This window comes from Chitinophaga deserti (genome assembly GCF_003149455.1).
In the GTDB taxonomy this organism is placed as follows: Bacteria; Bacteroidota; Bacteroidia; order Chitinophagales; family Chitinophagaceae; genus Chitinophaga; species Chitinophaga deserti.
On the sequence record NZ_QFFK01000002.1, the window covers coordinates 381,735 to 408,533 of the forward strand.

A 26,799-nucleotide genomic window follows, 5' to 3' on the forward strand; every position below is an offset into this window, starting at 1 on the left:
AAGCATCTAAGCCCTGGCTTATGCACCGTATTTTGCTTTGGGAACGGTTTAAAGATACTAAAGGAATGCGGTTTATTTTACAGAAAGTTTGATTAAAGCCCGAAAATTTAGAAAAATTTAAAATCGGCAGGTCTTTCATTTGATAAACATAAAAATTGAACCCCGGGTAGGGGCAGGACGGTTCATAAAAAAGGCCGGGGTACAACCCCGGCCGTGAATAACTTGTGTAAAAACAACAATACCTATGGCGCAAACTCAAAGTGGACGGACCCATTAGCGGATTCTACCCTCAACGGATCGCTGATCATGCTCTCGTTGTGCATACGGTCCAATGCCGTAACGATATAAATATAGTTGCGCCCTTTAATATATGACCGGTCTATGAATACAGGGTCCGGCATCTGCTGAACAATAGACAGGATCTTTGTAGGATCATTCACATTCACCACCTGCCCTTCTTCAAACTTATATAATACATAACTCCGCGTCTGCTGCGTGGTATCATCATCAGCCCAGCGTATTTCCAGCCCACCCGCCTTTTCGAATGCATCAGTGAAATAGGGAGCCTTAGGTGCCACATTGTCGAGCCAGGGCATTGTGGGGAGCAGGGCCGGGTAGCGGTATAAATGGTTATGGAGCGAGTCGTTTATGCCGAGTGGATTGCCGTTGAAAGATCTGCTGCTGAAGAACACACTGCCATGAACCGTCTGGTAGGCACGTGTTGCCAGCACCTGGTTGGGCAGCTCGCGCGGATTTCTCCACATGGCGCTACTGCCGATACGGTAGGTTCCATGGCCGATATACATGTGGCGGCCGTAGGCATGCTTCGACCACCAGTCTACCAATACTTCATATGCAACCAGGCGGTGCCCAAATTCCCAATAGAGCTGCGGAGTGAGGTAATCGATCCAGCCGAGGCGCTGCCATTTGATAACATCTGCATAAAGATCGTCGTAGTTGGTAAGGCCCGCGCGGGTGGGGGAGCCCTGGAAATCTTTGTCCTGATTGCGCCATACGCCGAATGGACTGATCCCGAACTTTACCCAGGGCTTAGTTTCCTTGATGGTGCTGCTAAGCATCTGGATAATGGTGTCTACATTGTATCTGCGCCAGTCGTCGAGACCGCGGCCTTTGCCATACAGGCGGTAAGAGCCCTGGTCGGGAAAGTCGCGGCCGGGAAGGCGGTAAGGATAAAAGTAATCGTCGAAATGAACGGCATCGATATCATATCGCTTTACCACGTCACGGATTAATTCTGTAACATATGAGCGGACTTCCGGAATACCGGGATCGAAATACTTCTTGTCTCCATAGGTAACGAACCACTGTGGCCGGGTGCGGGAGATGTGATTGTCTGCCACGCTGCTGCCGCGGATGTTGGCCACGGCACGGTAAGGGTTGAACCAGGCGTGGAACTCCATCCCACGTTTGTGCGTTTCCGTAATCATGAACTCCAGCGGGTCATAATACGGCATAGGAGGCTGGCCCTGCTTTCCGGTGAGATATTCGCTCCATGGCTCGAAGGGAGAAGGGTAGAAGGCATCTGCTGCCGGCCTCACTTGGAAGATGATGGCGTTCATGCCATTCCGCTGGTGGAAATCCAGCAGGTTAATAAATTCCTCGCGCTGTTGTTCGGGCGGCAATCCTTTTCGGGAGGGCCAGTCGATGTTTGCTATCGTGGATATCCAGACAGCCCTGAACTCCCTTTTAGGAGGCAGTTGCGCCTTTGCGGGGCGTAGCAGGCCGCCGAACAGCAATATTCCGGTCAATATGTACTTCACCATTTCCTGTTTCGGTTTACCGTAAACTGCGAAAATAAAGTTCCGGTGGGCAAATCCCAAATGCAGGAAGGATTTGTATTTTGTAAGAAGAATCCACGCATATGAAAAAGCTTCTGCTACCAGGTCTTCTTTTACTTATCATGATATCATCCGCCCGGTCTCAATCTCCGGAGCGCGCAGCCACTGCACTGCTCGCGGAACTGGGGCCGGAGAAAGCGGCGAAAATGACCACCAGCTTTGATTCCGGGGAAAGAACCAGCTGGCATTTTGTACCGAAAGACAGGTTTGGCATCAGGCTGAAAGAGATGTCTGCAAAGCAACAGCAGCAGGCATTTGCCCTGGTGAACCTCTGCCTGAGTGCAGAGGGCGCCCGCAAAGCGAAGGGTGTTGTGTTGTTGGAATCGATTTTACGGGAAGTGGAAAAGCGGCCGCTCAACGATACTTACCGTGATTCCGGGAATTTTTATTTCGCCGTATTTGGTGTGCCCGATGGCAAAGCTCCGTGGGGCCTCCGGATGGAAGGGCATCATGTTTCACTCAACTTTACTATTTACAAAGGACAGATACTGTCTGCCGCTCCGGGTTTCCTCGGGGCTAATCCGGCAATTGTACCGGAAGGCCCGGCCAAAGGGCATCAGCTGCTGAAGGAAGAAACGGTGTTGGCTTTTGCGCTGGTGAATGGTTTGAGCGATACGCAGCAACAGGTGGCAGTAGTGGCAACGAAAGCCCCGGCCGATATTATCACCGGCAACAAGCGGAATGCCTGGCAGCTTGAGCCGCCGGGGATAGCCTGGCAGGATCTGAAGCCGGAACAGCAACGGCAGCTTCGTGCGCTGATAGTTGTTTACATTGGCCGGTATACACGGCTGATGAAAGATATTTTATGGAAAGAGATTGAATCTGCGGGTACTGGGAACATCCGGTTTGCGTGGGCTGGCGGAAAGGTGTGGGGAGAAGGTCATTACTATCGCATTCAGGGGCCTACCTTCCTGATCGAGTACGACAACACGCAAAACAATGGTAATCATGTGCATTCCGTATTCCGGGAGCTTAAAAATGATTTTGGGGATGATGCACTGAAGGAACATTACAAAACCGCACATCGCTGATTTTATAATCCTGGAAATTACTCGCTCATCGTACGCTAATCGCGCTCTAACAGTACTCTAACCGTATTGTAACAGTATTAGCGTGGTAGTAGCTTAGTAGTAGTAAAGCAGGGATACAGTATTGAGTATGGATGGAGAAACTATCCTAAGTATCGGTTGATTTACAGATACTTATGGTAGAATTTGGGGAAACCCCGGCTTTTACACCTTCCGCCCCAGGTATTGGCTATAATCCGGGAGGATCACGGTGTACTCCTGGTGCATCAGGGGGGAGGTCATCAGGAAATCGGCCGATGCCCGGTTGCTGGCCATAGGGATGTTCCAAACCACGCCCAGCCGCAGCAGGGCTTTAATGTCCGGATCGTGGGGCAGGGCCTCCATAGGATCCCAGAAGAAGATAATTACATCGATACGGCCTTCGGCCACAGCTGCGCCTATCTGCTGATCGCCGCCAAGCGGGCCGCTGAGCAGCTTGCGGACAGAAACGTCGAGCGCCTCTTCGATAATCTTTCCCGTAGTACCGGTAGCATACAATTCATGACGTGCAAGCACGGTTTTGTTGTACACCGCCCATTCCAGCAGTTCCGCTTTCTTATGATCGTGCGCAATCAGTGCTATCCTTTTGCGGGCATGCAGGGTTTTAGTCTGTGACATATTGCAAAAATATGCCTGTTTCCTGAGGATACAAGTTCCGCCGGGCATTCTCGCCAAATTTTGTTAATTTTGCAAGAGATAAAATTGGACTAATAATGATCAAAACAGGAAATCCCATCATCAGTATCTATACGGAAATGACGCCGAATCCGGAAACGATGAAGTTTGTGGCGAACAAGCTCCTGTATCCGAATAAATCCATCGATTTTCCCGATGCAGCCAGCACCGGCCCGAGCCCCCTCGCAGCCGAGCTCTTCACATTCCCCTTCATCCGTGGCGTTTTCATCGCGAGCAACTTTGTGACGCTCACGAAAACAAACGATACCGATTGGGCAGACGTGATCCCCACCATCCGCCAGTTCCTCAAAGAATACCTGGAAGATAACCGTGCGGTGATCAACGAAGATGAAATTAAAGCGGCTCCGGTTATGAGCGGCGACGAAAGCGACGTAGTTCAGCGGATCAAAGAACTGCTGGAAAACGCCGTGAAGCCCGCTGTTGAAATGGACGGCGGCGCCATCCAGTTCAAAAACTACGAAGATGGCGTGGTTACGGTAATCCTGCAGGGTTCCTGCTCCGGTTGCCCGTCTTCCATGATCACCCTCAAATCCGGCATCGAAGGAATCATGAAACGCATGATCCCCGAAGTAAAGGAAGTGGTAGCCGAAACTGAATAAGCCATAGTTGAGTGAATGATAGTGTTAAAGGGGCCGTCTCATACAGAGGCGGCCCCTTTGCTATGTACCCCCTTCTAAAAAGATGTCAGAAATACTGAAAAAGGCAGTCAACACGTACTCTGGAGGCCGTCTAAAGGTAGTGTAAAGGCAGTCTGCACCTAGTAGAAAGGTATCCCAAAGGCAGTGACAAGGCAGTCAAGAGGCAGGAATCGCACCCCAAAACGGCCAAAAGCGGCCAAAACGGCCATTTCATTTGGCCACATATCCTTACCTGCCTACTTTCATCATGCAGATGCCCCGTTTTTCGTTTTGTTGTGTAGATTTGGGGCTTTGCACATTTGCAACATCAAACAGTGAATAATGATTAAAGGATTTTTCATCGGATGCACGCTGGCGCTGGCGGGTATTTCCGCAATTGCGCAGCAGACAGACGCCGTGGTGACCTACGGTTTCCGTAACAACGGAAAAGAAGGCCGTGGCGAACAAACACTCCTCATTCAGGGCAAGCGCGTAACCGTGGTCCCCAACGGACGGCAAACGGAACTGCAATATCTCAGCTATGCAGACAAAGCAACCTACCAGCTCCTTCAGGGTAAAGGCGGCACTTTCACATTGAAGAAACCTTTCGGTGAATATGTGAAGCCCGAACTGCTCCCGGGTATTGATACCGTGGCAGGCATCCCCTGCAAAAAGGCGAAAGCCATCATCCGTTCCAATACCATCGAGATCTGGTATACCGACGCTCTTGCCATCAAAGGAAGCCCGCAGATTTCTATTGCACCGGGTCTGGGCCTGATCCTCAAGATCGTCCGCAACGGTAACAGCGAAACCTTCGCTAAAAAGGTGGAATACCGGAAAGTAACGAATGAAGAACTGAAATGGCCTGCATCCTGGGGCAAACTCGTGTCCGAACCGGCTTATCAGCGTCAGGTGATAGACAGCCGTTATGCTACCCTGCCCATCTTCGAACAGGAGCAAATCAGCTGGGGAAACAAGATTGATAACCCTACCGGCTACCCGCTGAATGCAACCTACCATTTCGCAGGCGGCACCGTGATACTGAAGAAAATAAATCTTCCCGCAGTAAAAGGCGGCCAGCGCCTCTTCGCGGAACTGGTGCAATATTCCAACGGCGATGCATATGACCGTACGGGTTCAGTATTCGTAGTGCCTACAGACAAAGCCCGCAGCTTCCTGGAAGGACTGGAGAAAGGCGCCGGTGTATTGCCTTCTTTCAAAGGCCGCAACGGGAAAACCTATCAGGGCTATGTTTCTACAGACGATTACAATGCCCCGCTCGAAGTAATGCGCTTCTTCACACCCTTCGGCGTTCGCCAGTTCAACAAACAGGTGCAGATAGAAGGGTATAACTGGGCAGACTCTGCTGTGTTCAAACAGGATATTACCGACCTGGCTCCCCGCCTGCAGGGCGATGTTTATATCGGTATTTACATTGGCAACTACGACAAAGGCGGGCACAAAGCCAGTCTTTCCTTCAAATATTACCCCGGCTATGATGGTGGCGAAGGCCGCCCCGAGCCTAAGAAGTGGGTACAACCGGTGTTTAACTCTACCAATGTGATGGAAATGGCCGGACAGGAATATGCCACCTTCTTCGACCAGGATTCGCTGACAGTGACGGTGGAAGTACCACAGGGTGTGAAAAACCTTAAGCTGCGCTATATTACAACCGGCCATGGCGGCTGGGGCGGCGGCGATGAGTTTAACCCCAAGCTCAACGAAATATTTGTGGACGGCCAGCGTGCCTATCATTTCTTCCCCTGGAGAGAAGATTGTGCTACCTACCGCCTGCTGAACCCTGCGTCGGGCAATTTCGGCAACGGCCTTTCTTCATCAGATTTAAGCCGCTCTAACTGGTGCCCCGGTACTTTAACATTGCCGGTTGATGTACCTTTGCCGCAGCTCACACCGGGCAAACATACCATCCAGGTAACGATACCGCTGGGGAAACCCGAAGGCGGCAGCTTCAGTTTCTGGAATGTTTCCGGGGTGCTGATCGGCGATCAGGAGTAAGATTATTAACAAGGGCCGCCGCCATGGCGGCCTTTTTTACTTTATATGGCAACATTCTTTCAGGAAGTAATAGACGGTTTCAGACTAATGACGTGGCAGGAAGCCACCGGCGTGATTTTCGGTATCATCAGCGTTTTTTGTTCGCGCGCCAACAGCATATGGGTATACCCCACCGGACTCATCAGTACCGGTATCTATACATTTCTGTTCGCACAACCCGCTGTAGGGTTATATGCGGAAGCAGGACTAAATGCTTATTATTTCATCATGAGCGTATACGGCTGGTATAACTGGACGCGGCAAAGGAACGGGACCAGCGTGGTAGAGATTTCATGGATGAACCGGCGCGACTGGCAGATTGCCATTGGCATCGTAGCTGTAGGCTGGCTGTTTATCTGGTTTGTACTTAAAACGTATACAGACAGTACGGTTCCGGTACTGGATGCGCTGGTATCGGCTACGGCATGGAGTGGCATGTGGCTGCTGGCGAAGCGGAAGATCGAGAACTGGCTGATGCTGAATGTTTCGAATTTCATTGCCGTTCCGCTTTTGCTCTACAAAGGACTTGCACCAACAGCGGTATTAACCGTAATTTTGTTCATCGTGGCCGTCAACGGATATTTCCACTGGCGCCGCATCTACCGCGAACAGCTAAACGAACCTGTGTGAAGAGAATCGTTGTCATAGGCCCGGAGTCTACCGGGAAGAGTACCCTCAGCCAGCAACTGGCTGCCCTGTATAAAACGGAATGGGTGCCTGAGTATGCACGCACTTACCTGGAAACACTGGGCAGGCCTTACATACAGGAAGATCTGTGGCACATGGCGCAGGGGCAGCTGGCGGCTGAAGATGCTGCTGCTGCACGAGGAAAGGAACTGATTGTTTGCGACACCGATCTTTACGTCATCAAAGTTTGGAGCGAAGCCAAGTATGGCGACTGCGACCCGCGCATTCTGGAGCTCATTGCTCAAAGAAAGTACGACGGGTATTTACTTACCTATATCGATATTCCCTGGGAAGATGACCCGCTCCGGGAACACCCCCTCCCCGAAGAACGCACTTACTATTATAATATTTACCGCGACATTGTGATCAATTCCGGAACTCCCTGGGCAGATATCAGGGGTGATTATGACCAAAGACTCCGGTCTGCAGCCGAGGCTGTGCGTGAAATGATGAAAAAATAGAGTAGAAAGGCCCTTTTTTACACTGGTTCGCTGAAACCCTTACTGCTAAGCTTTCTGGTGATTTGACACAATTCCCCCGATTTTTAAAAAAGCCCGATTTTAAATTAGTGGAAGAAATACACAAATATGAAATTGAGCGGGAATAAGGCCTACTTGATAAGTTCTGCAATGTCGGGATCTCCGTTGAGATTACGCATTTGCTGAAGGATGCGTTTCTGCCGCCATGAGGTAATTCGGGCGGGCGGGTTAACGGTGTACTTTACCGGGTTTGGAAGACAAGCGGTGATCATAGCCGCTTCTTCACGGTTAAGGTTGCTGGCAGGTTTTTTATAGTTGGCCTGCGCGGCAGCTTCTACACCAAAGATGCCTTCCCCGGTTTCTGCCACGTTCAGGTACATTTCGAGGATGCGCTGTTTGCTCCAGAGTTTTTCGATCATGAAAGTAAAATAGACTTCCAGGCCTTTCCGGACCCAGCTGCGCCCCTGCCAGAGAAACACGTTTTTGGCAACCTGCTGGCTGATGGTGGAGCCGCCTCTTATTTTTTTACTTTTCTGGTTATGCTTCAGGGCTTTTTCGATAGACTTGAAATCGAAACCATCATGGTCGGGGAACAGCTGATCTTCACTGGCGATCACGGCAAGCTTTATGTGCTGCGACATTTCATCGAGCCGCACATAATCGCGCTGAAAAGGTTTATCGGTGCCGATAAGGGAAAACCAACTGCCAATCATCGTCATGGTAATTGGCGGGTTTACCCAGCGCAGCAGGATGATGTACAACAGTTGGGCAATAAAGAGAATGAGGAATACTCGCTTGATGATCCTACACGTCCTCGGGACGATTCCTTTTAATTTCATCCGGTTTGATTTCAAAACAGGGCGGAAAGTTAGCAAGATTATAGATACGGTCGTAATTTACCGGCCAACATTGCCCGGCAAATGTTTGTTATTAATATAAACTAAAGGAATATGAGACTGGAACTGCATCCGCAAAACCCGAACCCGCGTAACCTGAAAACGATCATCGAATGCCTGCGCGACGGAGGAGTGGTGATATATCCGACAGACACGGTGTATGGGATCGGCTGCGATATTTTCAAGCCGGAAGCCGTAGAGCGGATCGCGAGAATAAAGGGGATCGATCCAAAGAAATCACATTTTTCCTTTATTTGCTACGACCTGAGCCATCTCACCGATTACACGAAAAGTGTGGATACACCACTGTTCCGTATTCTAAAGAAAGCACTTCCCGGTCCATACACCTTTATTTTGCCAGCCAGCCGCCAGGTGCCAAAGTTGTTAAAAACGAAACGCGATACCGTGGGTATCCGTGTGCCCGACAATCTCATTTGCCGCACTTTGGTGAAGGAACTGGGTAACCCGGTAATGAGCGCATCGCTCCCGATAGATGAATATGTGGAAGAATATACCGATCCGGAGATCATCCACGACAAGTTTGGAAAACTGGTGGATATAGTAGTGGATGGTGGTCCGGGTGGCGTACTCATGTCTACCGTGATAGACTGTACCGGGCCTGAACCCGTGGTTGTCCGCGAAGGTGCGGGCGATTGGGAGGCTGTCAGCTAACGATAAAGGAACAACAATATCAGGAATAGAAAAAGGCGCCCCGTCAGGAGGCGCCTTTTTCTGTAATATCTTTCAGTACGATTAGATACCCATTTTCTTCGCGAGTGCTGCGGGGATCGCTTTCTTGTTTACCATGTAGCAGGTAGACTTGTAAGCGAAGTAGGGAACGGAGGCGTAGAAGTAACCGCCGCAACCGTTGGTTGCCCCCCAGGAGTTTTTCACGATGAAGTAGTTTTTACCTTCCTGATCTTTGGCCAGGCCGGTAATGTGCATGCCATGATCGTCCTGCGTTTCGAAGTTATCGAAAGCGAGCTGGCGGTTTTCCTGTGTGATGGCTTTTTCCTTTGCAGGTTTGGTGAAAAGCGACTGGCGCTCTGCATCGGAGTAATCACCCCATTCTTTTTCAGGAACGATAGCAAGGCCGTCTTTAAAAGAAAATCCTCTTTCGCTCACATCGGCAGCCCATGCAAGGGTGTAGCCATTAAGTACGGCCTGTTCTGCGATCTGGGTAAACTCGTTCAGGGGAACGTTGTATACTTTCTCCCAATTCCAGTTATCAGGTACTTCCAGTACAAACTGGGAATAGAAAGGGTGGTGGTTGAATGAGGAGATGATTACGTAATCGTCGGCATTGAGGCCGAGTTCTTTCGCGAAAGACTGTGGAGTATAAGATTTGCCTTTATACTGGAATTGTTCGGGCGCATCGCCGATATAAGCATCGAGCACACCGTTGAAGGCTTTCTGCCAGGCAGGGTTCACGGTTTTTGCATCGCCGAGGGATTTAACCATTCCTTCGAGGAGGCCCAGCATTTCGGCATGGTTATAAGATTTCTCCCGTTTGCCGTCGTAAGCATCCTGCGGTACGAGGCCGAATTGCTTCAGGCAGAGCAGATCGTCGGGGAAACCGCCGCCTTCGCCGAAGTTGGCCTTGCCGTGCATACGAACGTAGTTAGCGGCTTTGAGGGGGTACATTTTCCGTACCACAAACATTTCACTGAGGTTAAGATCTTTGCCTTTACCGGTACGGAGGAGTTCCGACTCAAAGAAGGAAAGGCCGGAGAAAGACCAGCAGGTGCCGGTTTGACCCTGATTTTGTACGGCAAACGCATCCTGGCTTTTGAGGATGGTAAACTGATACTGACTGCCCTCTTTATTGGTAAGCGGCATCGTTTGTGCCATGGCGGCGGTGCTGGCGCAAAGGGCCAGCCCGGTCATCCAAGTCTTCATGCTCATATTTCTTGCAGATTTAGGCGGCAAATGTAGGGGTTCGGGTGGAAATGGGGAAAAAGAGGATGGATGAGCGGTTACCTCGCCTCAAACTCTTCCCGGGATATCTCCCAGCGCCACAGCTCGCCGGCTTCCCGGCCGTTGATCTCCCCGGCAAAGCGCATCCCCGATTTTTGAAGCACCGTAACGGCCGCGTTGTATTCTTCTTCGGTGTGTGCGATTACTTTGGTTACGTAAGGGTGGCTGAAAGCGAAGCGGATGAGGGTGCCTGCCATTTCAGTGGCGTACCCCTGCTCGCGGTATGCGGTGGAAACCTCGTATCCAATCTCTACAATACCCTGGGCATTGGGGCGCCCTTTGAAACCAGCGATGCCAATAAGCCGGTTGTCTTCCTTATGCAGGGCGAGGTAAAAGAACCAGCCCAGCAGGGAAGGGTCGTTGCGGAGTTTGTCGTAGGCCACCAGCACCATTTCAGGGAACTCCGTCCATTGTTCCGGTACATCTGCTCCCAGTATCTGGGCTAATGCTTCATTTCCATGCAAGAGTGCTTCAAAATATTGCAACGTGCATGGCAACAATTGTAACCTTGAGGTTTGGATCATAAGTGAAAACTAGTAAACGATTTGCTGATATGCAAGGGGTCCGGCTTGCACGCAGGGGCTTTGCTGCCACATAATAATTTGTTCACTGCCGGCCGGTACGGAACCGGGATTCCGTACCGGCGGTTATCTAGTTAGGTTTGCTTAAAATATATTCAGATCAATGTGCTTCGAGCCAGTTTTTGCCGGTCCCGATCTCAGCTTCTACCGGTACATCCAGCGGCATAGCGTTGCGCATACCTTCGATGATAAGCGGCTTGATGATTTCGAGCTCGTCTTTATGCGCGTCAAACACCAACTCGTCATGCACCTGCAAAATCATCCGGGAGCGGAAGTTATGCTCGCGGAATGTTTTATGCAGTGAAATCATGGCCAGCTTAATCAGGTCGGCCGCCGTTCCCTGGATGGGCATGTTGATGGCGTTCCTTTCCGCGAAGCCGCGAACCACAGCGTTGGAAGAATTAATGTCTTTCAACCAGCGCTTCCGGCCCATTACAGTTTGCACGTAGCCGTTCTTTTGTGCATATTTTACCTGGTCCTCCATGTACTGTCGGATAGCAGGATATTGAGCAAAGTAGTTGTCGATCAGTGATTTAGCCTCGCTCCTCGGGATGCCCAGGTTTTCACTGAGTCCGAAAGCGCTCTGGCCGTAAATGATACCGAAGTTCACACTTTTCGCATTGCGGCGCATATCCGGTGTTACATCCGCCAGGTCCACCCCGTAAACCTTAGCGGCAGTAGCAGTGTGGATATCGAGCCCGCTGCGGAATGCATCGCTCATATTCTTGTCGCCACTGATGGCAGCGATAATGCGCAATTCAATTTGCGAATAGTCGGCAGAGAGCAGGGTAAATTCTTCGCTGCGGGGAACGAACGCTTTACGCACCTCGCGCCCTCTTTCTGTGCGGATGGGAATATTCTGCAGGTTTGGATTGTTGGAGCTAAGGCGACCCGTAACTGCCACCGCCTGATTATAGGAAGTGTGTACACGATTGGTGCGTGGATTAATCATGGTGGGCAGTGCATCCACGTAGGTGGATTTCAGCTTGCTCAGCTCCCGGAACACGAGAATGTTTTCCACGATGGGGTGTTTGCTGGAAAGCTTGGCCAGCACATCTTCCCCGGTAGCATATTGGCCCGTGCGGGTTTTCTTTGCCTTGGGATCCAGTTGCAGTTTTTCAAACAGTACTTCGCCCAGTTGTTTCGGCGAACCGAGATTGAAGCGGACGCCAGCCTGTTGGAACACGCTTTCTTCTGCTTTCCGGATATCGGTTTCCAGCTCACGGGAATAATCTGTCAGTGCCTGCGTATCGATCTTCACGCCTTCATATTCCATATCGGTGAGTACCTGCAGCAGCGGGGCTTCAATGTCATAAAACACTTTCTGCACATCGCGCTCCTTCAGCATGGGCTCAAACTTATCTTTCAGCTGCAGCGTGATGTCGGCATCTTCCGCAGCATATTCTTTGATCTTTTCGATTTCCACATCGCGCATGGTTCCCTGGTTCTTCCCTTTCTTTCCGATAAGGGTTTCGATGGAAACGGGTGCGTACTGAAGGTATTGCGCGCTAAGCAGATCCATGGAGCGGCGGCCTTCGGGTTCAATGAGGTAATGCGCCAGCATGGTGTCGAACAGTTTGCCTTTTACTTCTATGCCGTACCATTTCAGCACGATCATATCGTATTTGGCGTTTTGGCCAATGAACTGTGCATCGGTACGTTCGAATACCGGACGGAAAGTTTCCAGGATCTTTAATACTTCCTCTCTTGCCGGAGGCAGGGGAATATACCAGCCTTCAGACGGTTTTATGGAAAAGCTCATCCCAACGATATCAACTGCATTGGCATCGGTACCGGTTGTTTCAGTATCAAAGCTGATAATGGGCGCCTGCATGAGCTGTGCCACGAGGGCAGCGTGCTTTTCAGGCGTATCGGCGAGGTGGTAGGTATGCGGTGTGTTTTCAATGTTCCTGTCGGCCACAAGACCCGGTGAATCGATAGCTTCCGCCTGTTGTGCCAGGGAGCTGCCGTTGGTGGGGGCTTCTGTAGGATTGCCGAAGAGGTCCTGCTGAACCGGTTTTCCTGCTTCTCCGCCAAGTGCGTTGAAGGAATCGCCAAGGATGGTTTTGCCGAGGCTTTTGAACTCCAGCTCGGAGAATATTTCTGCCAGCTTTTCTTTATTCACTTCCGTACAGCAGAAGTTTTCTTCATGAAACTCTACCGGTACATCGGTGATAATGGTGGCCAGTTTCTTGGATAGAATAGCACTGTCGGCCCCGGCGCGGACTTTCTCCCCTAGCTTGCCGGGAATCTTATCGGCATTGGCGAGTACGTTTTCGAGGGATTGCCATTCGGTCAGCAGTTTGGCGGCGGTTTTTTCACCAACGCCGGGTATGCCGGGGATGTTATCTACCGAATCGCCCATGAGCCCGAGGATATCGATTACCTGGTTCACATCCGTGATGCCCCAGCGTTCGCACACTTCCTTAGGCCCCATGATTTCTTCCTTGTTGCCCAGTGCCGGTGGTTTCCAGATAAACACATTGTCTTTCACCAGCTGGCCGTAATCTTTATCGGGGGTAACCATGTATACGGTATAACCCTGTGCGGCAGCCTGCCAGGCTACGGTGCCGATAATATCATCGGCTTCATAACCGTCTACTTCCAGCACGGGGATGTTGAAGCCTTCAATGATTCTTTTGATATCGGGCAATGCGGCGAGGAGGTCTTCCGGAGCATCTTCCCGGTTAGCCTTATAATCGGCAAAATCGGTATGCCGTTCTGTAGGCGCATGCGTATCGAAAGCCACGGCTATGTGCGTGGGTTTTTCCTTATTGAGAAGGTGGAGCAGGGTGGTGGTGAACCCAAACTGCGCATTGGTGTTTTTACCCTTGCTGGTGAGCCTGGGGTTCCGGATCAAAGCGTAATAGGCGCGGTATATCAGCGCCAATGCATCCAATAAAAAGAGTTTTTTGCCCATTCGTCAAAAGTAATCAATTACCCATAATTCATAATTTTACGGGATGAAGAAGATTTATTACCTGTCTACCTGCGGTACCTGCAAGAAGATCCTGGAAGAAACGCAGGCCGTGGCGAAAGGGGCGGAACTGCAGGATATTAAGAAAGAAAAGATAACACCGGCGCAGCTGGAAGAAATGCATGCACTGGCAGGCACCTACGAATCGTTGTTCAGCCGCCGGTCGCAACAGTATAAAGCACGTGGCCTGGCCGGCAAAGAATTAACAGAGCAGGATTACCGTGATCTTGTCCTCGAGGAATATACTTTTCTGAAACGGCCGGTAGCGCTGGTGAACGGGAAAATATTTATCGGGAACGATGCAAAAACGACAGCGGCACTGAAACAGGCGCTCTGATTTCGTTAATCAATTCCAAATTATAGATTTCATTAAAGCGATTCTGCGAACTTCCGGACGATGGATTTATAGGCATTCATGTCTTCCGGCCGGCCAAAAGAGCGGAAAGGGAAAGTTTTTGCATCCTCCAGCGCTTTTTGTAACACAAAGCGGTGCTGGGGTATGCTGATGAAGTAACCTTCCTGCATCAGGTGTTTGCCCAGGTATTCCTGTTCAGACTGGCCCGGGGTGGGTATCAGGATGGCTTTTTTGCCGAGTTTGGCGAGGTCCATCAGCGTGGTGTAGCCCGAGCGGGAAATGACGATATCGCTGGCCTGCATGGCGGCGTTCAGGTCGGCAGCATTGAGGTGGCTTACCTGCGAGATGCCCGGGGCGGTATCTTCTTCGCTGGACTGGTCGGGTTTGCCGCTGACAATCAGAGCTTTAATGCCGGGAATCTGGCGGAGTTGATCTTTCAGGATAACTTCCAGTTGGGTGCGTTGTGGTTCCGGGCCGGAGATGAGTGCGAGCACATCATATTTCCGGGAAACGCCCGGCAGTGGCTCAAAGCGGGAGAGGCAGCCGAGGTAAGTGGTGTTGTCCGGCAGTTGTTTCGGGTGGGCGAGGGCGCCGCTGAGGTTGTGTTCCCCGGGGAAATCGGGTACCCAGCAGGCGGAATACTTGTTGATATACCGGTAGTTGATCCGTTGGAGGATGCGTTCGGTGACGCCACCGAAGGGCGTTTTGATCAGCAGCTGATGGGATATAAATATGCAGGGGATATCAGGGTGGTAGAGGCCGAATCGGTTGTCGGAAATAACGGCGTCAATGCCGTGTTCCTGCACTGTTTTGCGGAGCCAGGCCTGTTCGAACCTGATGGCTTTCCAGATTTTAGGGACCTGGCGGATTATTTTAAGGCCGAAAAACAGGCCTTTTTTGCTGTAAGTGATTTGATAACCAGGGAGTGGGAGGATGGTGATGCCGGGAAACTCGCGGGAAAGGAGTGCGGCATGCTTTCCTTCGGCGGCAATAAGTACCACGCAACCAGCGTTTAGTAACTCACGGATCAGCGGAATGTCGCGCGTGGCGTGGCCGAGACCCCAATCGAGGGGTACTACGAGTACTTTTTTTTGCACAGCAGGTTTTGTGGACAAATATTTGAGTATTTATTGCGAAAATAGATTAATTTAGAAATGATCTCTGTTAAGAAAAGGTAAACTCCCACAGCGACAGACTAGCATTTATTGAAGACGCATTTTATTATTGGGCGATGAAAAAGATTATCTGGATTTTAATTTTCTTGACAGTGGGGAGTTTAACGTGGCAAGGTTGCAGTGTGCTGAAGAAAAACGATTGTGGCTGCCCACCCATGCAAAAGGGGCGGATGCGGCACTAAAGTAAACTATCTCCACCTATACCTGCCAGTACAGCGAAAGTTGTGCGCACGTTATTGAAAACACTTGATGTCAACAAACAGCGAAAACAATCAAACGTTATCAGCATGAAGCCTGTAGAGAGGGATTTACTCATTTTATTGCATGAAGACCGCTATAATGAGCAAGAGATCCAGCAGGAGGTGAAGCAAATCAGTGATATGTTGTCACTGGTGGAAACGATGGACTTCCTGGCCGCTGCCACTGAGGTAGCGGATTGCAACAAGCACCGCGTTACAAGTAAACGCCGCGTGCTGGAAAAAGCGTTCTTCCGCAAGGAGCCGAAAGCATTTGAGTTTATTATCCACAAGAATTAACGGGCCCTTATCCGCCCGCCGCACCGGCCCAGGCCTGCCTGCCCCGGTTGCCCGTCCAACAAATCATCCCGTTGTTCCGTAGTAAGTGAAGTAAAGACACAGTTTTAATTCCGGTCAACGCATATTGTCTCTGGTTACTATTTCCACCTCGCAATTTCCTATCCGGACCGCCACCCGCGCGGCCCAATGTCCTACGCTTGCCGTTCAGTAGTTGAACGGCCCCACTTCATGATTTGTAAAATTCTTGTTGTAGGTTTGCGCACAAATAATATCCGTTGTGATGATAGACTTTTCGCACCTGCAAGATTACCTGTCCCCCGTTTCTAAAGCGGAACTGAACGAAGATGAAGAATATGAAGACCTCCAGGTCGGCAGCCTGATCGACAGCTACGAACAGGGCCACATCCCTGACCTCGATGCTGCAGATATCATCTTCATCGGCGCCGGAGACGAACGTGGAAACGGAAAGTCGAATCCCTCCATCATTGCGCCGGACGTGATCCGTAAAGAATTTTACCGCCTCTTTCTCTGGCACCGCGACCTTCGCATTGCCGACGCCGGCAACCTGCTTCCCGGTCGCTCCCAGGCCGATGCATATGCCGCACTTAAAACCGTTGTAACGGAATTTATCGATGCCGGTAAAACCATCGTTATCCTCGGCGGCAGCCACGATCTCACCTACGCTCAATACCAGGCCTACGCCTGCAAAAAATACATCATCGAAGTAAGTGTGGCCGATGCCCTCATCGATCTGCAGGAAACTTCGATAAAGAAGTCGCAACGCTTCCTGCTCGATATGTTTATGGAGCAGCCCAATTACATCCGCCATTACAACCATATCGGTTTCCAAAGCTACTTCGTACAGCCCCGTATGCTCGAAACGCTCGACAAGCTGCGCTTCGATTGCTACCGCCTCGGCAAAGTGCGCGAAAACATTGAAGAAATTGAACCGGTGCTGCGTAATACAGACCTCTTCTCAGTAGATATCTGTATGATCAAACATACCGATGCCCCTTCGCATTCCTTATCTCCTAATGGTTTCAGCGGTGAGGAAGCGTGTGCGCTATCCCGTTACGCAGGCATGAGCACCCAGCTTTCCACTTATGGGATATATGGATATGATCCTTCTAAAGACCGCGACAACCTCACGGCCAAACAGATTTCACAAATGCTCTGGTATTTCCTTGACGGGCGCTCTGTCCGCAACAAGGAAGCGCAACTGAACGAGCGTGAATCTTTCCTGGAATTCCATATTGTATCTACAGACATAGACACTGTTTTCCTGAAGAGCAAGAAAACCGGCCGCTGGTGGATGCAGCTGCCCGATAAGAATTTCGTACCCTGCGCATATACTGATTACCTCATGGCCAGTAACAACGAAATTCCGGAGCGCTGGCTCCGTAGCCAGGAACGGCTGTAAATCCGTAAATTTAGGAGAACGCACAACCTGATCATGTGACGCAATCCCGCAGAGCCAGGCTCGCACGCCTGAATATCATCCAGAATGCACAAGACGCCGTTCTTATCGGAATCGGTGTACTATTGGCCGCCCTCGGCCTCAAAGCCTTTTTGCTGCCCAATGGTTTCCTGGACGGTGGGGTAACGGGTATTTCCCTGCTTACCAACCGCCTCACAGGCTGGTCCATCTCCGTGCTGATCATTATTATTAATGCGCCATTTATATGGCTGGCGTATAAACAGCTTTCACGACTTTTTACGCTGAAAACGATAGTGGCAATTGTGGGGCTCGCGCTTGCGCTGGCCCTCATCAAGGTGCCGGTTATCACACAGGATAAACTGTTGATCGCTATTTTCGGGGGATTCTTCCTGGGTGCGGGTATCGGCATGTCCATCCGCGGAGGTGCAGTGCTTGATGGTACAGAAGTACTGGCCCTTTGGATTTCCCGGAAAACGGTACTCTCCATCGGTGAGGTGATCATGTATTTCAACGTGGTTATTTTCAGTGTAGCCGCTATCCTGATTAATGTGGAAACGGCGCTTTACGCTATGCTCACCTATCTCTCCGCTTCCAAAACGGTGGATTTTGTGATACAGGGTTTTGAAGAATACATTGCACTCACCGTTATTTCCCCAAGGTCAGAACTGATCCGTAAAACATTGACGCTCAAACTGAAAAAGGGGGTTACGGTGTTTAAAGGGAAAAGTGGTTTCGGCAAAAGGGGGGAAGTGGATAATGAGATAGAAATCATCTACACCGTAGTGACCCGCCTCGAAGTACACAAGGTGATCGACGAAATTGAAAAGATCGATGAAAAAGCGTTTATTGTGCAGCATAATATCAATGACACCCGCGGGGGCATGATCAAACGCCGCGCGGGCGCTCACTAAACGCCCATAAATTCCACGCATGAAAAAGTCATTCATCGCCGCCATGCTTACCATTTCCACACTCACCGCCACTGCGCAGGAACGTATCGATCTTTACCCGGATCATCCTGAATGGAAGATACTGGGAGGGAAAGAGATCAATGATGTTCCGCATATCGAATACTACGCAGCTCCGGCCAGTAAAAAGAACGGTGCTGCCGTACTGGTTTGTCCCGGTGGGGGATATACCAACCTCGCGCTGGGCCATGAAGGGAAAGATGTTGCTGAATTCTTCAATGCCAACGGTTTTGATGCCATTGTACTGCATTACCGTTTGAATGGCGGTCCGCAGGCGGGCTCTACTTACCCGGCGCAGTATAACGATGTTACGCTGGCTATGCAGATCGTGAAAAGTAAGGCGAAGAACTGGGGCTTCAGTCCGGATAAAGTGGGCGTACTGGGCTTTTCAGCCGGTGGCCACCTGGCATCCATGCTGACCACCATGCATGTTGCAGCAGAGCCCAATGCGAAATCCGCACACGGGCGCTTCAACTCACGCCCTGCGTTTTCTATCCTCGTATATCCGGTGATTTCGCTGAGTGAAGGTTTCCGTCACAAAGGAAGTGCAAATAACCTCCTGGGTGCAGATGCTTCTAAAGAAAAGCAGGACTCACTTTCCACCCAGAACCGTATTACGGATCAAACGCCGCCTGTCATGCTCATTCACGCCAGCGATGATAAAGGCGTACCGGTAGAAAACAGCCTTGTATTTTACAAAGCACTCCTGCAGCACAATATCCCTGCCACCATGCATATTTATGATCATGGCGGCCACGGCTTCGGCATGGCCCCGAAAGATCCTGTGCTTAACACATGGCCCGCGCTGGTGGTGAACTGGATTAACGGAATGCTGAATAAGTAACGAACGCACCATAAAAAAGAAACCCCGGATCGCAAGGTCCGGGGTTTTTTAATTTCGAAGATTATTCTCAGAGGAAATTGTCCGCATCGCGGTAGGCTTTGATAAGCGCCAGTTCCCCGTCTTTCCCGGGCTTCGCGTTACCATGTTCCATACCCATTACGCCTTTGTAGCCTTTGGCATGGAGGTGCTTGAATACGTTGCGGTAGTTGATTTCACCGGTACCGGGTTCTTTACGGCCGGGGTTATCACCAATCTGGATGTAAGCGATCTCGCTCCAGCAGCGGTCGATCATGGTGATGAGGTTACCCTCGTTTTTCTGCATGTGGTAGATATCATAGAGGATCTTGCAGGAAGGGCTGTTTACCGCGCGGCAGATTTCATAGGTTTGCTCGGAGGTGCGGAGGAAGAGCTCAGGCGTATCGCTGAGGGGTTCCAGTACCATGGTAAGACCGCCTTTTTCGAGGATTTCGGAGCCGGCGCGCAGCGCGTCGATCACATTGCCGGTCTGAATGCCGATGGGCAGGTTGCGCTCGAAGAAGCCGGGTACCACGGTAGCCCATTTGGCATTTACGCGTTTGGCCAGTTCAACAGAGCGTTCGCAGGCTTTGAGGAATACATCGAGGTGTTCTTTTTTACCGGTAGTGAGGGATACTTTCCAGTTTTCGCCGCCGTCGATCACGAACACACCCATTCTCATATTCAGTTTGGCGAGCAGTTCGCCGATTTTATTCTGCTGGGCGGTGTCGCGGCCCAGCATGCCGTTATCTTCAATAGAACGGAATCCCTGATCGTGCATGAACCGGATCTGGTCGAGGAAATCTTCACCACCGGAGTTTTTGAACATACCCTGGTGTGGGGCATAGTCCATATTGAAGGTTTTGCCGGCGGCGGCAGAGTTGTCGGCTCCTTTGGCTGAGCTGGCCAGTGCGGTGGCACCGCCGAAAGTGAGGGCGGAAATGCCCGCGAGGGTAGACTGTTGGAGAAAGCTTCTTCTTTCCATAGCGTGTACGTGTATTTTAAAATGACATTAGCAATGTCGAAAAATATAGCTTTTAATAAGGAAATCCACATGTATTGAATAAAAAATAGACGAACGGCTATTTCACTCGATTTCATGCAACGCCTATAGGCTTTTTTTGACGTTCATAAAATAAATATTGCATTCCCAGCCCGAAATCGATAAATTCACACGCTTTAATTTTTTGCATCGAGATGAGAAGGAAAACCGCGTTATTAGTGATTGGAGGCCTCTGCGCTGCCTCTGTTCAGGCACAGACTACACCTTTTGAGGCTTACGACCAGAAGATCGAAGGCAGCAACGTTACCATCCGTATGGTACCGGTGAAGGCCGGAGAATTCATGCTGGGAAGCCCTGCTACTGAAAAAGGCCGCTCGGAAGACGAAGGCCCGCAGAAGAAAGTGAAGGTAGATGCTTTCTGGATGGGCGCTTACGAAGTAACGTTCGACCAGTACGATCTGTATGCCGATAAAGACAAGGATAAAGCACCGCTCCCCGACGGGATGACGCGCCCCAGCCCTCCTTACATCGATCTTACCCTTGGAATGGGCAAAGCCGGCGGGTATCCTGCCAACAGCATGAGCCAATATGCCGCGCTGATGTATTGCCGCTGGCTATATAATAAAACCGGGGTTTTCTTCCGCCTGCCTACTGAGGCAGAATGGGAATACGCCTGCCGTGCGGGTTCTAAAACCGCTTATCCTTTCGGGAATGAGGCTGCAAAACTGAAAGATTTTGCCTGGACGGCCGACAATTCCGGCGATAAATACCATAAAGTAGGGGAGCTGAAGCCCAATGCGTGGGGCCTTTACGATATGCTTGGCAACGTAGCAGAATGGACGATGGACCAATACGAAGCCGAAGCTTATAAGGCAATAGACGCAGCCAATCCCTGGCTGAAGCCAACGGATAAGAACCCGCGATCTGTTCGTGGCGGCAACTATATGGACCTGGCTACGGCTACCCGCAGCGCATCGCGCCTGATGTCTGACATCGCGTGGAACGACCGCGACCCCCAGATCCCGAAGAGCAAATGGTGGAATGCCGATGCGCCTTTCGTAGGGTTCCGCATCGTTCGCCCCGTTCAGCAACCCACTAAAGAAGAAGCTGATAAGTTCTTCAAGGACATGATCGACCAGTTCGTGGGAGCGCGCTGATCGGTCAAATCTCTGTCAATACATGGATTTTCGGAGGAAGATCCGTATTTTATATAGCTATTGTCTGTTTCATTATACCTTTCACACACGGCGTTTACAGGCGTCCGGTAAAATACCAAACATGGAAAAGGGAAAATTATCTGCATTCCACGATCAAAGTCGCAGAGACTTCGTTAAGAAAACTTCTATCCTCGCTGGGGGAGCACTGGCAGCACCTATCCTGTCTCAGGCCAATTTCTTCTCCGGTTCTGCCGGCGTGATCAAAGTAGCTCTCATCGGCTGCGGCGGTCGCGGCACTGGCGCTGCTGTTCAGGCGCTCAGCACTAAACAAAACGTTCAGCTCGTAGCCATGGCCGACGCTTTCCGCGACCGCCTGGACGATAGCTATAACGGCATCGTAGAAGCCATGAAAAAAACGCCTGAGCGCGTAAAAGTGGCTGACGCTGATAAATTCGTTGGCTTCGACGGTTACAAACAAGCCATCGCAAAAGCAGACGTGGTAATCCTCACCACGCCTCCCGGCTTCCGCCCCATCCACTTCGAAGAAGCAATCGCGCAGGGCAAACATGTGTTCATGGAGAAACCCGTGGCCACAGACCCCGCCGGTATCGCGAAAGTGCTGGAAACCGCGGAAAAAGCAAAAGCTAAAAAACTCAACGTGGTAGTTGGTCTCCAGCGCCACTATATGACCTCTTACCGTGAACTGCACAAACGTGTTCAGGACGGTATGATCGGCGATATCACATCCATCCAGGTATGGTGGAACCAGGGCGCACTCTGGGTGCGCGAGCGTAAGCCTGAGTACTCCGAAATGGAATACCAGATGCGTAACTGGTATTACTTCAACTGGCTCTGCGGCGATCATATCGTGGAACAACACATCCACAACATCGACGTGGGCAACTGGTTTATGGGTAAAACCCCTGTATCAGCTGTAGGTATGGGCGGCCGCGCCATCCGTACCGGTCCGGAAGCAGGTGAGATCTTTGACCACCACTTCGTGGAATACCGTTATGACAATGGCGTGGTGATGAACTCGCAATGCCGCCACTGGAAAGATTCTGTGAGCAAGGTAGACGAAGAGATCGTAGGCACCAAAGGCCGCATCTTCTGCGACCGTGCTCAGATCGTTGACCATAAAGGCAAAACGCTTTATCAGTTCGATCGTAAGCAGCACAACCGTCCTTACCAGGCGGAGCACGATGAACTGTTTGAGGCTATCGCCAACAACAAGTACAAATTCCAGGACGCGCAGATGGGTGCAGAAGCAACGCTTTCCGCTATCATCGGCCGTATGGCTACTTATTCCGGCCAGCAGATCGATTGGGATAAAGCACTGAAATCAGGGATCAACCTGCAGCCGTCGCGCTATGCGTTCGACGCTCCGCCGCCGGTACTTCCCGATGCACAGGGCAATTATGCCTTCGCGAAGCCGGGCGTTACCCGCTACTTCTCCTGATCACACAAGTGAAAAGGCAGCAATATTGGAAAGGGGCCGTCTCAAGAAGATGGTCCCTTTCCTGTTTTTACATTTGGGGTAAAGAGAATACCGGGCAGCGCCCCGAAGGTTTGTGAAGCCTCCAATAGAGGTTTGCCTAACATAACCGGCGAAATGCGGCGAAAACGGCGCTGCAATTTTGCCGGGCATCCCTCCATGCTTATTTTCGGTTAAAGGATATAATTTCCGGAAGGAGAATGCACGGAGGGGGAGATTAGTGCCAATATCAATATTCAAAAACAATAGTATGCCGATACAGAAAAGCAATATTGGAAGTCTTCAGTACATGAAATGCTGCTTCACAGCAGCAGTTGCATTGTTGCTGGGCACCGCAGCCATGGCGCAGCCGAAGAACCTACGCCTCTGGGCGCAGGAAGAGTTGCTGCAGTCTAAAGAACTGCGCAGTGCCCACATTGGCATCAGCATCTACGACCCTGCCACTAAGAAATACTGGTTCCAGCACCAGGACGATAAATTCTTCGTACCGGCTTCCAATACCAAAATCTTTACCCTGTTCGCAGGGCTGCAGCTGCTGGGCGATTCTCTGCCGGGGATGCGCTTCACTGAAAATGATACAGCATTGTATGTACAGGGCACGGCCGATCCATCTTTCCTGCATCCCGATTTTATTTCCCAGCCTGTGCTGGACAAACTTTCCGCAACAGGAAAAAATATCTGGCTGCAACCGGCAGTTATCAAAAACAAACGATTCGGGCCGGGTTGGGGCTGGAGCGATTATGCGGATTATTACCAGCCTGAGCTGAACGAGTGGCCCATGTATGGCAACGTGGCCCGCATCCGCATGAAAGGAGCCAGCTATTCCATGACGCCTGAATTTGAAACGGAACTGATCTACGAACGCCCGCCAGCAGAGCCGCTGGCCGACCGTGAAGAGCGCGAGAATCTCTTCACACTGCACATCCGATCGGATATTCATGCGGAACAATTATATGAAGTGCCCTTCATCACAGGAAGCACCACACAACTGGCGCGCCGCCTGCAGGACACACTCCGCCGCCCCGTTCGCGTAATGGGTACACCTGCGGTTATGCAAGGTGCCGTATTACACAGTATACCTGTGGATACGTTGTTTCAGCCCATGATGCACCGGAGCGATAACTTCTTTGCCGAACAGATCCTCATGATGGCATCGGCCCTCAAATATGACGCAATTGATTCGCGTAAAGTGATCGGGTATCTACTAGACAGCCTGCTGCAAGATTTACCACATCCGCCAAATTGGGTAGACGGGTCGGGGCTTTCGCGCTACAATCTTTTCACTCCCCGCGACTTTGTATCCGTGCTCGATAAAATGTATAAAGCACATCCCAAAGAGCGGCTCTTTCCCCTGTTCCCTTCCGGCGGAAAAGGAACGATGAAGAATTATTACCAATCGCTGCCCAACCGGTTTTATGCTAAAACCGGGACCCTCAGCGGCGTGGTTGCCCTCAGCGGATACATCGTCACCAAATCCGGGAAGACGCTTATCTTCAGTGTTCTCGTCAATAACCACAATACTACCGCCACCAACGTACGCCGCGCAGTAGAACGTTTCCTCGTGCGCACGGCCAATGCCGGATAATGGAACTGGCTTAAAATAAAAATCCCGGCAGATGGTTCGTCTGCCGGGATTTTTAATGTCTGAAGCGGGAAGTGTTACTTCACAATCTTCAGCTCGTTGATGATGTTTTTAGCACCACCCAGTTTATCGATGCACCACAGCACATAACGGATATCCACGTTAATGGTGCGGTTGCTGTTTTTATCGAATTGCAGCTTGTGGCTGAGGGCTTCGTAGTTACCGTCGAACGCGAGGCCGATCAGTTCGCCATTGGCGTTGATAACGGGAGAACCTGAGTTACCACCGGTAATATCGTTGCTGGAGATAAAACCAACCACGAGCGTTTTACGCTTAGCGTCGATGTACTGGCCGAAGTCTTTTTTCTTCACGAGGTCGATGAAGTTCTGGTGAAGATCAAACTCGTAATCTCCGGGTTTGTATTTCTCCATAACACCATCAATGGTGGTTACGTAGTCGTAAGCCACGGCATCGCGGGGAGCGTAAGGTTTCACCTGGCCGTAAGAAAGGCGCATAGTGAAGTTGGCATCGGGGTAGCGGTTAGCCGTAGGAGTGCGGAGGGCTTCACCTTTCAGGTAAAGACGGCCGAGCTCGTTGTTCTCTGCGGTGAACTGTGCGTAGATGGGCGCGTATTTGGTGGAATAATTCTTCACGAAAGCAGAAGCGTAGGCATAAGCCGGATCTTCCTGGAGGGCAACTGCATCAGGCTGGCTGATGAAGGATTTCCATTTTGCATCGTTAAAAATCATAGTGTTGTTAAACACATGAGCGGCCCAGGTGCGGTATGTTTTCTCGTCGGTCAGGTCGCCGTAAGATTTCAGTCCTTCATAGAAACCAATGGGGTGCTGATCTTTCGGGATATCCTGGTAATAACGCATAGCGGTAGCTGCGAGAATTTTCTGATCGGAGGGTTTATTCTCTTCTTTCAGGAAATTGGTGCGGGCAGCATCGGCAGCAGCAGCAGCGGCTTTCACGTTACCATTTTTGAGGATGGTATTTTCCAGCTGTGCGAGGGAGCTGGCGAATGCGGCGAGGGGAGAGCCCAGGGTGCCTTCCATGATATAGAGGCGAACCTTGGCGTAGGGCGACCAGGATTTGTAGATCTTATCGTATTGGGTAAACACGTTCTCGAATTCCGGTTTGCCTTTAGCCCATTGCTGGAACGCGGCTTCCTGCTGCTGTTTGTCTTCGTACACCTGGTACTTCAGCAGTTGTTTGGTTTCGCCGTCGAAGAATTTCCAGTAGTTGGCGATGCCGGCGTAGGAAGATGCGAGCTGCAGTTTAATGGCAGGGTCTTTCTTCATTTCTTCGAACATGTATTTGAGGCGCATGTCGCGGAGAGAAACGATAGAAGGGTTTTCCACTTCGGTTTTCAGCTTCACGCCGAGCGATGTTTCGTAACGGTTGGTGCCGCCGGGGTATCCGAAGATCATGGCGTAATCGTTTTCTTTCACGCCTTTGATGGAAACGGGGAGGAAGTGTTTCGGCTTGAGGGGAACGTTAGCTGCTGCGTATTCCGCAGGTTTGCCGCTGGCGTTGCCATACACACGGAACACGGAGAAGTCGCCGGTGTGGCGGGGCCATTCCCAGTTATCGGTATCGCCACCGAACTTGCCTACGTTTTCAGGAGGCGTGCCCACGAGGCGCACATCGGTATAGCGTTCATAAACGAAGAGGAGATACTGGTTGCCTTTGAACATAGGCACCACTTTCGCTTCGTAACCGTTGCCTTCGGTAGCGGCTTTAATGATTTCGCCATAAGCGGCCTGGAGTTTAGGATTGCGATCGGTGAGGGTGGTGCCTTTAATAGCTTCATCCACTTTAGCGGTCACATCTTCCACCCGAACGAGGAACTGAACGGAAAGCCCTTTAGCAGGGATCTCCTCATTTTTGGAGCGTGCGTAGAAGCCGTCGCGCAGGTAGTTGTTCTGAACGGAGCTGGCAGCGGCAATGGCGCCGTACCCGCAGTGGTGGTTGGTAAAGATCAGGCCTTCGTTGCTCACGATCTCTCCCGTGCAGCCTCCGCCGAAAATGATAATAGCGTCTTTGATGGAAGATTTGTTGATGCTGTAAAGTTGCTCTTTCGACAACTTCAGCCCTTTCTTCACCATATCGGCATATGTTTGTTGCCCCAGCAGGTAGGGGAGCCACATGCCCTCGTCCGCTCTTACCAGCTTCACAGACAGCAAAAGCAGCAACAGGAATAGATTTTTCTTCATATGTTAGATTTTGTAAGGGCCCAAACCTACCGATTTTTTTCATAATTGCCTTACCGCCGGTGGATAGTCAACAATTGGGGTATGCAGGGCGTTAAAATGGCTTGAAGATTGATAAGAGTAT

General features: G+C 50.9%; 23 protein-coding genes. 14 read left to right on the forward strand and 9 right to left on the reverse strand.

The window, feature by feature from the left end; translation table 11 throughout:
* Positions 1 to 242 precede the first annotated feature (242 nt).
* Positions 243 to 1,784 carry a glycoside hydrolase family 10 protein gene (locus DEV76_RS05610; RefSeq protein ID WP_109696680.1) on the reverse strand — a complete coding sequence of 514 codons (1,542 nt, stop codon included), beginning with the start codon at positions 1,782 to 1,784 and terminating at the stop codon, positions 243 to 245.
* A gap of 98 nt (positions 1,785 to 1,882) precedes the next feature.
* Between DEV76_RS05610 and DEV76_RS05615 the strand changes: the two genes are divergently transcribed.
* Positions 1,883 to 2,890 (forward strand): DUF3500 domain-containing protein, encoded by a 1,008-nt coding sequence (locus DEV76_RS05615; protein ID WP_109695975.1) that lies wholly within the window; start codon positions 1,883 to 1,885, stop codon positions 2,888 to 2,890.
* Positions 2,891 to 3,091: 201 nt separating this feature from the next.
* On the opposite strand, the gene DEV76_RS05620 is transcribed toward DEV76_RS05615, so the two are convergent.
* Complete coding sequence (locus DEV76_RS05620; RefSeq protein WP_109696682.1) at positions 3,092 to 3,544, reverse strand: methylglyoxal synthase; 453 nt, start codon at positions 3,542 to 3,544, stop codon at positions 3,092 to 3,094.
* A gap of 95 nt (positions 3,545 to 3,639) precedes the next feature.
* On the opposite strand from DEV76_RS05620, the gene DEV76_RS05625 reads away from it, so the two are divergent.
* The 4 genes from DEV76_RS05625 to DEV76_RS05640 all read left to right on the forward strand — a co-directional run bounded on the left by DEV76_RS05625 (position 3,640) and on the right by DEV76_RS05640 (position 7,442).
* Complete coding sequence (locus DEV76_RS05625; protein ID WP_109695977.1) at positions 3,640 to 4,221, forward strand: NifU family protein; 582 nt, start codon at positions 3,640 to 3,642, stop codon at positions 4,219 to 4,221.
* A gap of 360 nt (positions 4,222 to 4,581) precedes the next feature.
* A complete protein-coding gene (locus DEV76_RS05630; protein WP_109695980.1) occupies positions 4,582 to 6,255 on the forward strand; it encodes a PNGase F N-terminal domain-containing protein in 1,674 nt (557 codons plus the stop codon).
* A 45-nt stretch (positions 6,256 to 6,300) separates the two neighbouring features.
* Positions 6,301 to 6,924, forward strand: a complete 624-nt coding sequence (gene pnuC / locus DEV76_RS05635; protein WP_109695982.1) for a nicotinamide riboside transporter PnuC — start codon at positions 6,301 to 6,303, stop codon at positions 6,922 to 6,924.
* Positions 6,921 to 7,442 (forward strand): AAA family ATPase, encoded by a 522-nt coding sequence (locus tag DEV76_RS05640; RefSeq protein WP_109695984.1) that lies wholly within the window; start codon positions 6,921 to 6,923, stop codon positions 7,440 to 7,442. The genes pnuC and DEV76_RS05640 overlap by 4 nt, the downstream gene beginning before the upstream one ends.
* A 149-nt stretch (positions 7,443 to 7,591) precedes the next feature.
* On the opposite strand, the gene mtgA is transcribed toward DEV76_RS05640, so the two are convergent.
* Positions 7,592 to 8,299, reverse strand: a complete 708-nt coding sequence (gene mtgA / locus DEV76_RS05645) for a monofunctional biosynthetic peptidoglycan transglycosylase (protein WP_109695987.1) — start codon at positions 8,297 to 8,299, stop codon at positions 7,592 to 7,594.
* A 111-nt stretch (positions 8,300 to 8,410) separates the two neighbouring features.
* Here mtgA and DEV76_RS05650 point away from each other — a divergent pair, with 111 nt between their 5' ends.
* A complete protein-coding gene (locus DEV76_RS05650; protein ID WP_109695989.1) occupies positions 8,411 to 9,028 on the forward strand; it encodes an L-threonylcarbamoyladenylate synthase in 618 nt (205 codons plus the stop codon).
* An 81-nt stretch (positions 9,029 to 9,109) separates the two neighbouring features.
* On the opposite strand, the gene DEV76_RS05655 is transcribed toward DEV76_RS05650, so the two are convergent.
* From DEV76_RS05655 to polA, 3 genes are all read right to left on the reverse strand, one after another.
* The gene (locus tag DEV76_RS05655) at positions 9,110 to 10,261 is read right to left on the reverse strand and encodes a C1 family peptidase (protein ID WP_232826885.1); all 1,152 of its coding nucleotides are present in this window, start codon (positions 10,259 to 10,261) and stop codon (positions 9,110 to 9,112) included.
* 71 nt (positions 10,262 to 10,332) lie between these two features.
* Positions 10,333 to 10,857, reverse strand: a complete 525-nt coding sequence (locus DEV76_RS05660; protein WP_109695992.1) for a GNAT family N-acetyltransferase — start codon at positions 10,855 to 10,857, stop codon at positions 10,333 to 10,335.
* A gap of 157 nt (positions 10,858 to 11,014) precedes the next feature.
* Positions 11,015 to 13,834: a DNA polymerase I gene (gene polA, locus DEV76_RS05665; protein WP_109695993.1), complete on the reverse strand. Its 2,820-nt coding sequence runs from the start codon at positions 13,832 to 13,834 to the stop codon at positions 11,015 to 11,017.
* 43 nt (positions 13,835 to 13,877) lie between these two features.
* Between polA and DEV76_RS05670 the strand changes: the two genes are divergently transcribed.
* Entirely contained in the window at positions 13,878 to 14,228 is a 351-nt protein-coding gene (locus DEV76_RS05670) for an arsenate reductase family protein (RefSeq protein WP_109695996.1), read from the forward strand.
* A gap of 32 nt (positions 14,229 to 14,260) precedes the next feature.
* Here DEV76_RS05670 and DEV76_RS05675 read toward each other — a convergent pair whose 3' ends face one another.
* Positions 14,261 to 15,343, reverse strand: a complete 1,083-nt coding sequence (locus DEV76_RS05675) for a glycosyltransferase (RefSeq protein ID WP_157962735.1) — start codon at positions 15,341 to 15,343, stop codon at positions 14,261 to 14,263.
* Positions 15,344 to 15,708: 365 nt separating this feature from the next.
* On the opposite strand from DEV76_RS05675, the gene DEV76_RS05680 reads away from it, so the two are divergent.
* The 4 genes from DEV76_RS05680 (at position 15,709) to DEV76_RS05695 (ending at position 19,207) form a co-directional block, all read left to right on the forward strand.
* Positions 15,709 to 15,957: a hypothetical protein gene (locus DEV76_RS05680; RefSeq protein WP_142680039.1), complete on the forward strand. Its 249-nt coding sequence runs from the start codon at positions 15,709 to 15,711 to the stop codon at positions 15,955 to 15,957.
* A gap of 280 nt (positions 15,958 to 16,237) precedes the next feature.
* Positions 16,238 to 17,377 (forward strand): formimidoylglutamase, encoded by a 1,140-nt coding sequence (locus tag DEV76_RS05685; RefSeq protein WP_109696001.1) that lies wholly within the window; start codon positions 16,238 to 16,240, stop codon positions 17,375 to 17,377.
* Positions 17,378 to 17,412: 35 nt separating this feature from the next.
* Positions 17,413 to 18,306, forward strand: a complete 894-nt coding sequence (locus DEV76_RS05690; RefSeq protein ID WP_109696003.1) for a YitT family protein — start codon at positions 17,413 to 17,415, stop codon at positions 18,304 to 18,306.
* A 19-nt stretch (positions 18,307 to 18,325) separates the two neighbouring features.
* A complete protein-coding gene (locus DEV76_RS05695; protein WP_109696005.1) occupies positions 18,326 to 19,207 on the forward strand; it encodes an alpha/beta hydrolase in 882 nt (293 codons plus the stop codon).
* A gap of 67 nt (positions 19,208 to 19,274) precedes the next feature.
* On the opposite strand, the gene DEV76_RS05700 is transcribed toward DEV76_RS05695, so the two are convergent.
* The gene (locus tag DEV76_RS05700; RefSeq protein ID WP_109696007.1) at positions 19,275 to 20,207 is read right to left on the reverse strand and encodes a hydroxypyruvate isomerase family protein; all 933 of its coding nucleotides are present in this window, start codon (positions 20,205 to 20,207) and stop codon (positions 19,275 to 19,277) included.
* A 212-nt stretch (positions 20,208 to 20,419) separates the two neighbouring features.
* Here DEV76_RS05700 and DEV76_RS05705 point away from each other — a divergent pair, with 212 nt between their 5' ends.
* The 3 genes from DEV76_RS05705 to DEV76_RS05720 all read left to right on the forward strand — a co-directional run bounded on the left by DEV76_RS05705 (position 20,420) and on the right by DEV76_RS05720 (position 24,462).
* Complete coding sequence (locus DEV76_RS05705) at positions 20,420 to 21,382, forward strand: formylglycine-generating enzyme family protein (protein ID WP_109696009.1); 963 nt, start codon at positions 20,420 to 20,422, stop codon at positions 21,380 to 21,382.
* 121 nt (positions 21,383 to 21,503) lie between these two features.
* The gene (locus DEV76_RS05710; RefSeq protein WP_109696011.1) at positions 21,504 to 22,841 is read left to right on the forward strand and encodes a Gfo/Idh/MocA family protein; all 1,338 of its coding nucleotides are present in this window, start codon (positions 21,504 to 21,506) and stop codon (positions 22,839 to 22,841) included.
* A 286-nt stretch (positions 22,842 to 23,127) separates the two neighbouring features.
* Positions 23,128 to 24,462, forward strand: coding sequence for a D-alanyl-D-alanine carboxypeptidase/D-alanyl-D-alanine-endopeptidase (locus DEV76_RS05720; protein WP_109696015.1), 1,335 nt, complete (start codon positions 23,128 to 23,130; stop codon positions 24,460 to 24,462).
* Positions 24,463 to 24,536: 74 nt separating this feature from the next.
* On the opposite strand, the gene DEV76_RS05725 is transcribed toward DEV76_RS05720, so the two are convergent.
* On the reverse strand, positions 24,537 to 26,678 hold the full coding sequence (locus DEV76_RS05725) for a S46 family peptidase (protein ID WP_109696016.1): 2,142 nt from the start codon (positions 26,676 to 26,678) through the stop codon (positions 24,537 to 24,539).
* Positions 26,679 to 26,799 lie beyond the last annotated feature (121 nt).

What these genes read in the sequence shown, in the direction of transcription:
- DEV76_RS05610 (WP_109696680.1), bottom strand. Translation starts at nt 1,784, where the DNA reads ATGGTGAAGTACATATTGACCGGAATATTGCTGTTCGGCGGCCTGCTA.
- DEV76_RS05615 (WP_109695975.1), top strand. Translation starts at nt 1,883, where the DNA reads ATGAAAAAGCTTCTGCTACCAGGTCTTCTTTTACTTATCATGATATCA.
- DEV76_RS05620 (WP_109696682.1), bottom strand. Translation starts at nt 3,544, where the DNA reads ATGTCACAGACTAAAACCCTGCATGCCCGCAAAAGGATAGCACTGATT.
- DEV76_RS05625 (WP_109695977.1), top strand. Translation starts at nt 3,640, where the DNA reads ATGATCAAAACAGGAAATCCCATCATCAGTATCTATACGGAAATGACG.
- DEV76_RS05630 (WP_109695980.1), top strand. Translation starts at nt 4,582, where the DNA reads ATGATTAAAGGATTTTTCATCGGATGCACGCTGGCGCTGGCGGGTATT.
- pnuC (WP_109695982.1), top strand. Translation starts at nt 6,301, where the DNA reads ATGGCAACATTCTTTCAGGAAGTAATAGACGGTTTCAGACTAATGACG.
- mtgA (WP_109695987.1), bottom strand. Translation starts at nt 8,299, where the DNA reads ATGAAATTAAAAGGAATCGTCCCGAGGACGTGTAGGATCATCAAGCGA.
- DEV76_RS05650 (WP_109695989.1), top strand. Translation starts at nt 8,411, where the DNA reads ATGAGACTGGAACTGCATCCGCAAAACCCGAACCCGCGTAACCTGAAA.
- DEV76_RS05655 (WP_232826885.1), bottom strand. Translation starts at nt 10,261, where the DNA reads ATGAGCATGAAGACTTGGATGACCGGGCTGGCCCTTTGCGCCAGCACC.
- DEV76_RS05660 (WP_109695992.1), bottom strand. Translation starts at nt 10,857, where the DNA reads ATGATCCAAACCTCAAGGTTACAATTGTTGCCATGCACGTTGCAATAT.
- polA (WP_109695993.1), bottom strand. Translation starts at nt 13,834, where the DNA reads ATGGGCAAAAAACTCTTTTTATTGGATGCATTGGCGCTGATATACCGC.
- DEV76_RS05670 (WP_109695996.1), top strand. Translation starts at nt 13,878, where the DNA reads ATGAAGAAGATTTATTACCTGTCTACCTGCGGTACCTGCAAGAAGATC.
- DEV76_RS05680 (WP_142680039.1), top strand. Translation starts at nt 15,709, where the DNA reads ATGAAGCCTGTAGAGAGGGATTTACTCATTTTATTGCATGAAGACCGC.
- DEV76_RS05685 (WP_109696001.1), top strand. Translation starts at nt 16,238, where the DNA reads ATGATAGACTTTTCGCACCTGCAAGATTACCTGTCCCCCGTTTCTAAA.
- DEV76_RS05695 (WP_109696005.1), top strand. Translation starts at nt 18,326, where the DNA reads ATGAAAAAGTCATTCATCGCCGCCATGCTTACCATTTCCACACTCACC.
- DEV76_RS05700 (WP_109696007.1), bottom strand. Translation starts at nt 20,207, where the DNA reads ATGGAAAGAAGAAGCTTTCTCCAACAGTCTACCCTCGCGGGCATTTCC.
- DEV76_RS05705 (WP_109696009.1), top strand. Translation starts at nt 20,420, where the DNA reads ATGAGAAGGAAAACCGCGTTATTAGTGATTGGAGGCCTCTGCGCTGCC.
- DEV76_RS05710 (WP_109696011.1), top strand. Translation starts at nt 21,504, where the DNA reads ATGGAAAAGGGAAAATTATCTGCATTCCACGATCAAAGTCGCAGAGAC.
- DEV76_RS05720 (WP_109696015.1), top strand. Translation starts at nt 23,128, where the DNA reads ATGCCGATACAGAAAAGCAATATTGGAAGTCTTCAGTACATGAAATGC.
- DEV76_RS05725 (WP_109696016.1), bottom strand. Translation starts at nt 26,678, where the DNA reads ATGAAGAAAAATCTATTCCTGTTGCTGCTTTTGCTGTCTGTGAAGCTG.